This is a genomic window from Actinokineospora inagensis DSM 44258, assembly GCF_000482865.1.
Lineage (GTDB): Bacteria > Actinomycetota > Actinomycetes > Mycobacteriales > Pseudonocardiaceae > Actinokineospora > Actinokineospora inagensis.
In genome coordinates this window covers 119161-129795 of sequence record NZ_KI519520.1, presented here as the reverse complement: position 1 = coordinate 129795, position 10635 = coordinate 119161, and the positions used below count along the sequence as shown (strand labels likewise).

Sequence of the window (10635 nt, the reverse complement as noted above, 5' to 3'; positions counted from 1 at the left end):
GTTTTGGGGGGTGGGGGAGGAATGAGTCACTGGGCCTCGGCTGCGCCTCGGGGGTCGGCCTGGTCGCCTGGCGGCGACGCCGGCGCTTGGGCGCCAGATGAAAGCGGTGGTGCCCGTTGTGGTGAAGTTGTTTTGTTTGGGGCCCCTAGCGGTGGCCTGGGTAAGGCTAAAAGGCGGGGCCACTGGAAAGCGTGGCCTTACCCGCCAGCCGGCTTAGGCCACCGCTCCCCCCCAAACAAAACAACTTCACCACAACGGGCGGTTGGGATCGGCGGGTTTCGAGGCGCGTGGGGTGGGCTGGCGGCCTTTGTCGATGAGGAGTGGGTTTCGAGGCGCGCGGGGTGGGCTGGCGACCCTCGTCGATGTGAGGCGGGATTCGCGGCGCGCGAGGAGGGCAGGCGACCCTCGTCGATGTGAGGCGGGATTGGTTTGAGGTGTGCGGGGCGGGGGTGGGGCTTCGTCGATGGGGGTGGCTAGCTTTCCAGTTCGTTGTCGATGAGGGTGAAGATGGTGTCGGGGGTTGCGGCGTCCAGGTCGTCGTTGGCGGTGGCGGGGGTGGTGGGGGTTGTTTTGGCGAGGAGGGCGGTGAGGCGGGCTCGGATGCGGGTGGCGTCGGCAGGGGGGAGGGACGGTAGGTCGGCGTCGATGCGGTCCAGGTCGGCTAGGGCGGCGGTGGTGGGGGTGGGGGGTGCTGGGGTCAGGTCGGCGAGGAGGCGGTGGGCCAGCAGGGTGGGGGTGGGGTGGTCGAACACCAGGGTGGCGGGGAGGCGGGTGTTGGTGGCGGTGGTGACGCGGTTGCGGAGTTCGACGGCGGTCAGCGAGTCGAAGCCCAGGTCGGAGAAGGCTCGGGTGGGGTCGATGGACTCCGCTGAGGGAAAGCCGAGGACGGTGGCGGCGTGGGTGCGTACCAAGTCGACCAAGACCCGGGTTCGTTCGGCGGGGGGCAAGGGCAGCAGGCGGGCGCCGAGGTCGAGGGGGGCGGCTGTCTCGGCGACTCGGCGGGAGGGGCGGGCCAGGGCGCGCAGGATGGGGGGTGGGGTGTCGAGGGCTGCCGGGTTTACCAGGGCGGCGACGACAGTGGGGGTTGGTTCTTGTAGGGCGCGGTCCAAGAGGGCGAGGCCGATGTCGGGGGGTAGGGCGGGGAAACCGGTGCGGGATAGGTGGTCTCGGGTGGTGTCGGTGAGTGGGCCGAGCATTCCGCCGTCGAGGTCCCAGGGGCCCCAGGCCAGGGTGCGGGCGGGGAGGCCGCGAGCGTGGCGGTGGTGGGCGAGGGCGTCGAGGACGGCGTTGGCGGCGGCGTAGGAGGCTTGGCCCGGGGTGCCGAGGGTGGCGGCGATGGAGGAGAAGAGGACGAACTCAGCGGCGTCTGGGACTGCCGCGTGGAGGGCTAGGGCGGAGATGGCCTTGGCGTGGAGTACCGGCTCGACTCGGGAGCGGTCCAGCGAACCCAACACGCCGTCGTCGAGCACGCCTGCCGCGTGGAAGACCGATCGTGCGCCGAGGGTGGTGAGGAGGTCGGTGTCGGCGGCGTCTCCGGCGACGACTGTGACTGAGGCTCCGTGTGCTGCCACGGCCTCGATCAGGTCGTCGGGGGCCTTGCCGGTTCGGCTGAGGAGGATGAGGTTTCGGCGGCCGGAGGCGGCCAGGTGGCGGGCGAGTAGGCCGCCGAGGGCGCCGGTGCCGCCGGTGATCAGGACGGGAGCGGCGGGGTCGACGGGGATGGGGATGGTGAGGACGACCTTGCCGATGTGGCGGGCCTGGCTCATGTGGCGGAAGGCGTTCCGGGCCTGGCGGACGTCCCAGGCGCGGTGGGGTGGGAGGGTGAGGGTGTTGCTTTCGAAGAGGGCCATGACCCGGGTGAGGATTTCGCCGATGCGGTCTGGGCCTGCCTCGGCCAGGTCGTAGGGTCGATAGTCCACTGTGGATTCTTCGCGGATGTCGGTCTTGCCCATTTCGAGGAAGCGGCCGCCGGGTTTGAGGAGGCGGAGCGAGGCGTCGACGAACTCGCCTGCGAGGGCGTTGAGGACGACGTCGACCTGGGGGAACTTGTCGGCGAAGGCGAGGTCTCGGGAGGAGGACAGGTGGTCGTCGGCCAGGGTGGTGGCGGGCCACTTGGCGGGGCCGGCGGTGCCGTAGACCTCGGCGCCGAGGTGGCGGGCGAGTTGGACGGCCGCCATGCCGACGCCACCCGCCGCGGCGTGGATCAGGACGGACTCGCCTGCTTTGAGGCCCGCGAGGTCGACCAGGCCGTAGTAGGCGGTGGCGTAGACGATGGGGACGCAAGCGCCGTCCACAAAGGACCAGGTGTCGGGGAGTGGGACGAGCAGGCGTTCGTCGGCCACGGCGGAGGTCGCGAAAGCGGCGGAGAACAGGCCGAGGACGCGGTCGCCGGGGACGAACCGGTGCGCGCCGGGGCCGACCTCGGTGATGACCCCGGCCGCTTCGCCGCCGATGGCGACCTCGCCGGGGTACATGCCCAGCGCGTTGAGGACGTCGCGGAAGTTCAGGCCCGCCGCTCGGACCGCGACCCGCACCTCGCCCGGTCCCAACTCGACCGGCGGAGCGGGGGTCAGGACCAGGTTCTCCAGGGTGCCACGGCCGGTCGTGTCCAGTCGCCAGTCGCCGGACGGGGGGACGAGGTCGGTGCCGGGGTCGGGCACCACGCGGGGCACCAGGGTTGTGCCTGCGCGGATCGCGAGTTGGGGTTCGTCGGGGCAGCGGACGAGTGCGGCCCAGGGGTCGGCGTCGACGTCGACGAGTTGGATTCGGTCGGGTTCCTCGTTCTGGGCGACCCGCAGCAGGCCCCACACGGCGGATCCGGCGAGGTCGGGGACGTCGTCGCCCGGTTCGGCGGCGACGGAGCCCCGGGTCAGGACGACCAGTGTGACCGGTCTGGCCAGCAGTGTCCGCACGTCGTCGATGGCGTTGACCACCCGGTCGACGATGTCCCCGTGCCAGGTCAGCAATACCTTGTCGGCGTCGGCAAGCGGGACGATCTCGGCGCCCGCGGCGGCTAGGCCCGCGGCGGCTTCGTCGTTGTCGAGGACGGCCCATCGGCCGGACGGGTCGCCGAGTGAGACCGGTTGCCAGGCGACCCGGTGCAGCGGCGGCGCGCTCACCTCGGCAGTCGCGGCGCGCAGGACGACCCGGTCGACCGAGATCACCGGCGTCCCGGCCGGGTCGACCGCGACCAAGCTGACGCCGTCGTTGTCCCTGGTCAGCCGCACGCGAAGGGTGGTGGCCCCGGTCGCGGACAGCCGAACCCCGGACCAGGCGAACGGCACACCGGGGCCGCCGGACCCGCGCGCGTCCACCGCGAGGGCGTGCAGCGCGGAGTCCAGCAGGGCGGGGTGCAGGCCGAACCTGGCATCCGACTCCGGGACCGTGACCTCGGCGAACACCGCTCCCGGTCCACTCCAGACCGCGCGCAGGCCCTGGAAAGCGGGGCCGTACGACAGGCCGGCGGACGCCAGGTCCGCGTACAACCCGCTGATGTCAACGGCCTCGCCCGGCGGTGGCCAATCAAAGTCCACAATGGATCCAAAATCGGCGACCAGGGTGCCGGTCGCGTGCAGGGTCCACGGCCGCTCCGACCAACCGGTCTCGTCCGCCGCCCGTCCGTGCACGGTGATCGCACCGGCCTCAACGGCAACCTGGACCTGCACCGCTCCGCGGTCCGGCAGCACGAGCGGCGCGTGCAGGACCAGCTCCTCCAGCGTGCCCAGTCCACATGCGTCACCGGCCCGCACGGCCATCTCGACGAACCCGGTGCCCGGCAACACAATCCGGCCCTGAACGCGGTGATCGGCCAGCCACGGGTGGGTGCGGGTCGACAACTGGGCGGTGAACAACACCCCGTCACCGCCCGCGACCCCGACACCGGCGCCCAGCAGCGGGTGGTCCGTCGCGCCCATGCCCGCCGCGACCACATCGGCGAGGACGGCCGGGGTCGGCCAGTAGCGCTCGCGGGCGAAGGCGTAAGTGGGCAGGTCGACTCGACGACCACCCCAGTCCGCGGTGATCGCCCCCCAGTCGGCGGCACCGCCGTGGACGTGGATCTCGGCGACCGCGCGCAGCAGGGTCTCCACCTCGTCCCGGCCCGCGCGCAGGGTCGGCGCGGACGGCCGGTCGACGGCGGCGCTCAGCACCCCGTCCGGCCCCAGTTCCAGGAACCGGGTGACGCCGGTGGCCCGCTCGACGGCGGCGGAGAACCGCACCGGCTCCCGGACCTGCCGCACCCAGTACTCCGGGGTCGCCGGGTCACCGTCCACAGTGGTCAACAGGGTGATCCGGGGGCGGTGGTAGGTCAGCGACCGGGCGATGGCGGCGAACTCGTCCAGCATGGGGTCCATGAGCCGGGAGTGGAACGCGTGCGAGACGACGAGCTGCTTGGTCCGGTGCCCGGCCATCCGCGCTTTGACCTGCTCGATCAGTGCGCCGGCACCGGAAACCACGACCGAGCGCTCGCCGTTCACGGCGGCCAGGTCAACGCCGTCGGGCAGGTCGAGCTCGTCCGGTGTGGCCTCGATCGCGAGCATGGCGCCACCGGGTGGGAGCTGCTGCATCAGGCGGCCCCGGGCGGCGACCAGGGCGCAGGCGTCGTCCAGGGACAGGACGCCTGCGGCGTGGGCGGCGGCGAGTTCGCCGATGGAGTGACCGATGAGCACGTCCGGCCGCAGCCCCCAGGACTCGACCAGCCGGAACAGCGCGACCTGCAGGGCGAACAGCGCGGGCTGGGTGTAGGCGGTCTGGTCCAGTTCGACCCCGCCGCCGAACACAACATCCCTGATCGGCAGCTCGACCCGGGCGCAGACATCGTCGAACGCGGCCGCGAAAACCGGGAAGGCGGCGTACAGGCCCGCGCCCATCCCGGGCCGCTGGGAGCCCTGACCGGTGAACAGGAACCCGGTGCGGCCCTCGTCGGCCTGCCCGATGACCGCGCCGTCCAGGCTCACGTCGCCGAACAGGACCGCCCGGTGGTCCAGCACGGACCGGGTCGTGGCGAGCGAGTGCGCGAGGTCGACCAGGTCGTGGCCGCACCCCCGCAGCGCCTCGACCTGGGCGACCAGGCCGTGTTCGGTGCGGGCCGACACGGGCAGCACGATCAGGGCGGGTGGCGCGCCGACCGGATCCGGGTCGACCTGGTCCGGCGCCGACTCGATGATCACGTGCGCGTTGGTGCCACTCATCCCGAACGACGACACCCCGGCCCGGCGGGGCAACCCGGGTGGCCCCGGCCACGGCCGGGCCGAGGTCAGCAGCTCGACCGAGCCCGCCGCCCACTCGACGCGCGGGGTGGGTTCGTCCACGTGCAGGGTGCGGGGCAGCACGCCTGCCCGCAGCGCCTGCACCACCTTGATCACCCCGGCGACCCCGGCCGCGGCCTGGGTGTGCCCGATGTTCGACTTCACCGACCCCAACCACAGCGGGGTGTCCCGGTCCCGCCCGTAGGTGGCGAGCAGGGCTTCCGCCTCGATCGGGTCGCCGAGCCGGGTACCGGTGCCGTGCGCCTCCACGACGTCCACATCGGACGGTTCAAGCCGGGCGTCGGCCAGTGCCTGGTGGATGACCCGCTGCTGGGCCGGACCGTTGGGTGCGGTCAGCCCGTTGGACGCCCCGTCCGAGTTGACGGCGGAGCCCCGGACGACGGCGAGCACCCGGTGCCCGTGCCGTCGCGCGTCGGAGAGCCGCTCGACCAGCAATACGCCGACGCCTTCGCCCCATCCGGTCCCGTCAGCGGCCGCCGCGAACGACTTGCACCGCCCATCGGCCGCGAGGCCCAACTGCCTGCTGAACTCCACGAACGCCGACGGCGTCGACATGACGGTCACGCCACCGGCCAACGCCAAGTCGCACTCACCGTGCCTGAGCGCCTTGACCGCGAGGTGCAAGGCCACCAGACTGCTGGAGCAGGCAGTGTCAACGGTGAGCGTGGGTCCTTCCAACCCAAACGTGTAGGCGACCCGACCGGACAAGACAGCAGCGGCATTACCGGTGCCCTGATGCCCTTCACTGACATCACGCGCACCGGCTAAGAGCACCGGGTAGTCCTGTCCGCTCGTGCCCGCGAACACCCCGGTACGACTACCGCGCATCGACTCCGGGTCGATCCCCGCACGCTCGAACGCCTCCCAGCACGACTGGAGCAAGAGGCGCTGCTGCGGGTCCATGGCCAACGCTTCACGCGGGGAGATACCGAAGAACACCGGGTCGAACTCGGCTACCCCGTCCAGGAACGCGCCCTCGCGGACGTAAGAGGTGCCGTTACCGCCATCGGGGTCGTAGACACGGCTGAGGTCCCAGCCACGGTCGGTCGGGAAGTCCCCAATGCCGTCCCGCCCCTCGGACACCAACTCCCAAAGATCCTCGGGCGAGCGGACCCCGCCCGGGTACCGGCAGGCCATACCGATGATCGCGATCGGCTCACCGTCGACGGCCGTGTGCGTGGTCGTGGTGACCTTGGCGGTGGGCCGAGCCAAGCTGACCAGGTGATCGGCGAGGGCGGCCGGGCTGGGGTGGTCGAAGACGATCGTGGTGGCCAACTTGAGTCCCGTGACCGCCGCCAGCCGGTCCCGGAGTTCGACGGCGGTGAGCGAGTCGAATCCCAGGTCGCTGAACGCCTGGTGGGACTTCACGGCGGTCGGATCGGCATGACCGAGGACGGCCGCCGCGTTGGTGCGCACCAGATCCAGCAGCGTGCGACGATAGTCTCCTTCGGACAAACCGGAGAAATCTTCGACAGCGGTTTCCACCTCGGGCGCGACGGTCTCGACGAAGTCGGCAAAGAAGTGCTGGGGCCGGGCGGTGGTGAAGGCCGGGACAAACCGGGCCCAGTCGACATCCGCGACCGTGACACAGGTGTCACGCTGGTCCACGGCCTGCCCGAGCGCGGCGATCGCGACGGTCGGGTCAAGCGGGTTGAGACCGCGTTTGCGCAGGTAGTCGACGGTGCTGTCGGCGCCTGCCATGCCCGCACCCGCCCACGGCCCCCACGCGATGGAAGTGGCCCCCACCGACTCGGCCAATGCGTCCAACGCCGCATTGGCGACGGAGTACGCCGATTGTGCGCCACTCCCCCAGGTCGCGGACACCGAGGAGAACAGCACAAACCGGTCCAGGTCGGGCAAGGCGGCGGCAATTGTCCGAGCCCCGCTCACCTTGGCGTCAAGCACCGCTGCGAAGTGCGCGAGATCAGTATCGGCGATCGCCCCGTACTCCCCGCTCCCCGCCGCGTGGAACACAGCGGTCGGCACGTACTCGGCCAACAACGCCGTCAACGCGACAGAATCGGTGACATCACAGGCAACCACCGTCACCCGAGGATCGGGTTCTCCAGCAGCCTCCGCCCCACGCCGACTGGCAAGCACAACCTTTTCCGCCCCACGGCCCAACAACCACCGCGTGACATGCCCACCAAGCGCCCCGGTACCACCCGTGACCAGGACAGTCCCTTGTGGACGCCAGTTGTCCGCCACCCCGGCGGGCGCGGCCTCCAGGCGACGGCAGAACAACCTGCCCGCCCTGATGGCGAGCTGGTCCTCCACCCCCACGAGCGCCGCAGCAAGCCGGTCCGCCGCCTGTTCGTCCAGCTCGGGCGGCAAGTCAACCAGCCCACCCCACCGATGTGGGTGTTCCAGTGCCGCCACCCGCCCCAATGCCCACAACGGCGCCGCGTCCGGGTCGGCCAACGGCTCATCCACCGCGACCGCGCCCCGCGTGGCAAGCCAGATCGGCGGACCCTCCACCTTCACCAGATCAAGCGTGTCCGCGATGCCTTGGGGGACAACGGGGAACTCCGGGTGTGGAGCGGTACTGGTGAGCAACGACAACACACCATCGGCCTGCACCGGCTCAGACCCGACCACCACGGTCGCCCCGTGGTCACCCAGAGCCTTGGCACACCAGCGAGCAAGGTCCGAGTCCGGCTTCCGAGTGAGCACCTGCCAGGTACCCGTGAGCCCCTTCGCAGCGGTGTGCGCTGGCTTCCAGGTCACCCGGTAGCGGTGGTTGGTCGTGGAGACCGGCCAGAAGTGCGAGCGCTGGAACGCGTAGGTGGGCAGGTCGACCCGCCGCCCCGGCTCCGGCCAGGTGATCGGCACCCCCGCGACGAACACCCCGGCCAGGCCGCGCCACCAGGTATCAACCGCATCCCGATTGGCCCGCTGCAACGGAATCGCGACAACCCCGTCCGCACAATCCCGAACAGCGGCCGACAACACCCCATCCGGCCCGATCTCGACGAACTTGGTCACCCCCTTCCCCACCAGGGTGTCAACAGCAGCCGCGAACTGGACTGTCGCCCGAACCTGCCCCACCCAGTACTCAGCCGAGTCCGGCTGACCTCCCGCCGTGGTGACAATCGGAACACCCGGCCGCTGGTACGTCAGCTTCGCGGCAACGCGACCGAACTCGGCCAACATCCCATCCATGTGCCGCGAGTGAAACGCATGCGACACCACCAGCCGCTTAACCCGCTTCCCCTCCGCCCGCCACCGCGCCGCAAGCTCGTCGACAGCGGCAACATCGCCGGACACCACCCGCGCCCGAGGCCCATTGACCGCCGCGAGATCCACCCCATCGGGCAACTCCAGCTCGTCGGCCTCCACCGCCAACATGGCCCCACCGGGAAGCGCCCCCATCAGCCGGGCCCGCGCCTCAACCAGCGTGCAGGCGTCCTCCAGGCTCAACACCCCCGCCACATGCGCCGCCGCGACTTCCCCAATCGAATGCCCAACCAGATAATCCGCCTTGATCCCCCAGTGCTCCACCAACCGGTACAACGCCACCTGAAACGCGAACAACACCGGTTGCGTCACCTCAGTCCGATCCAGCTCACCCGCCGGATCAACCCCAAACCGAGCACACAACCGGTCAAAGACCTCAGCGAACACCGGGAACCGCCGCAGCCCAACCCCCATCCCCGACCACTGCGACCCCTGCCCGCTGAACAGGAACCCGACCTTCCCCGCCACCACCTCACCCACCACAGTGGACCGACTTCCTGGCAGCACCACCGCCCGCTGCTCCAGCGCAGCCCGCCCGGTGGCCAGCGAGAACGCCACATCCCCCCGCGCCGCCGTCACCCCACCAAGCCGGGAAACCTGCTCCCGCAAAGCCTCCGCAGTCTGCCCCGACACGAACCACGGCAGGTCGGCCGCACTGCTCTCCCGCTCGACCTCCGCCCTCTCCTCAATGATCGTGTGCGCGTTTGTCCCACTCACCCCGAACGACGACACCGCCGCTCGCCGCACCCCATCCACGACGGACCATTCGCGGCTTTCGACCAGCAGCTCCACCGCCCCAGCCGCCCACTCCACATGCCGCGACGGCACCTCAGCGTGCCGCGTCGCAGGCAAGATCCGGTTGCGCATTGCCTGCACAACCTTGATCACCCCCGCAATCCCCGCCGCCGCCTGCGTGTGCCCGATGTTGGACTTCACCGACCCCAGGAAAACCGGGTACCCCCGCCCCTGCCCATACGTCGCCACCACCGCCGACGCCTCAATCGGATCCCCCAACACGGTCCCCGTCCCGTGCCCCTCCACCAGTTGAACGTCGCGAGCCTCCACCCCCGCATCCGCCAACGCATCCCGAATCACCCGCCGCTGCGCCAACCCATTGGGCGCCGTCAACCCATTCGAAGCCCCATCCGAGTTGACGGCGGACCCCCGCACCACCGCCAACACCCGATGCCCCTTGGCCACCGCATCCGACAACCGCTCCACCAACAGGACGGCCGCCCCCTCCGCCCCCCCCGTCCCGTCCGCCCCCGCCCCAAACGACTTACACCGCCCATCCCCCGCCAACCCCCCCTGCCGCGAAAACTCAACAAAGGCAGAAGGCCGCACCATCACCGTCACCCCACCCGCAACGGCCGCTTCACACTCCCCCGCCCGCAACGCCCGCACAGCCAGGTGCAACGCCACCAGCCCACTGGAACAAGCCGTGTCAACCGTAACCGTCGGCCCCTCGAACCCGAAGAAATAGGAAACCCGTCCACTCAACACACTGGTAGCCGCCCCCGTCAACCCATATCCCTCATCAACTACCTCATACCCATACCCCGAGGTAGCCGCCCCCACAAAAACCCCAGTCCTACTCCCCCGCAACAAAGTAGGATCAATCCCCGCATGCTCAAACACCTCCCACGAGGTCTCCAACAACAACCTCTGCTGCGGATCCATCGCCGCCGCCTCACGCGGAGAAATCCCAAAGAACCCGTGATCAAACCACCCCGCCGAATGAACAAACCCCCCTTCCCGCGAATACGACGTCCCCTCCCGCTCCCCACGAGGGTCGTACAACCTCCCCAGATCCCACCCCCGATCAACAGGAAACCCCGAAATCCCATCCCCACCCCGCGCCACCAGATCCCACAGGTCATCCGCAGACCCCACCCCACCCGGCAACCGACAAGCCATCCCCACAATGGCCACCGGCTCCCGCCCGGCCCCCACCAATTCCCGATTCCGCGCCTTCAGCCGCTCATTCTCCTTGAGAGAGCTGCGCAGAGCCTCCACATACTGCTCAACAGACCCAGCCACAACCACTCCCCGCTCCCGGAAACCCCATCAACCCACCACAACAAGCGCGCACCGCGCGCCTCAAACCCCACCCCACACCGACGAAACACCA

General features: G+C 70.2%; 1 protein-coding gene. It reads right to left on the bottom strand.

The window, feature by feature from the left end:
• Positions 1–473 precede the first annotated feature (473 nt).
• Complete coding sequence (locus H504_RS42720; RefSeq protein WP_035307221.1) at positions 474–10544, bottom strand: type I polyketide synthase; 10071 nt, start codon at positions 10542–10544, stop codon at positions 474–476.
• Positions 10545–10635: the final 91 nt, after the last annotated feature.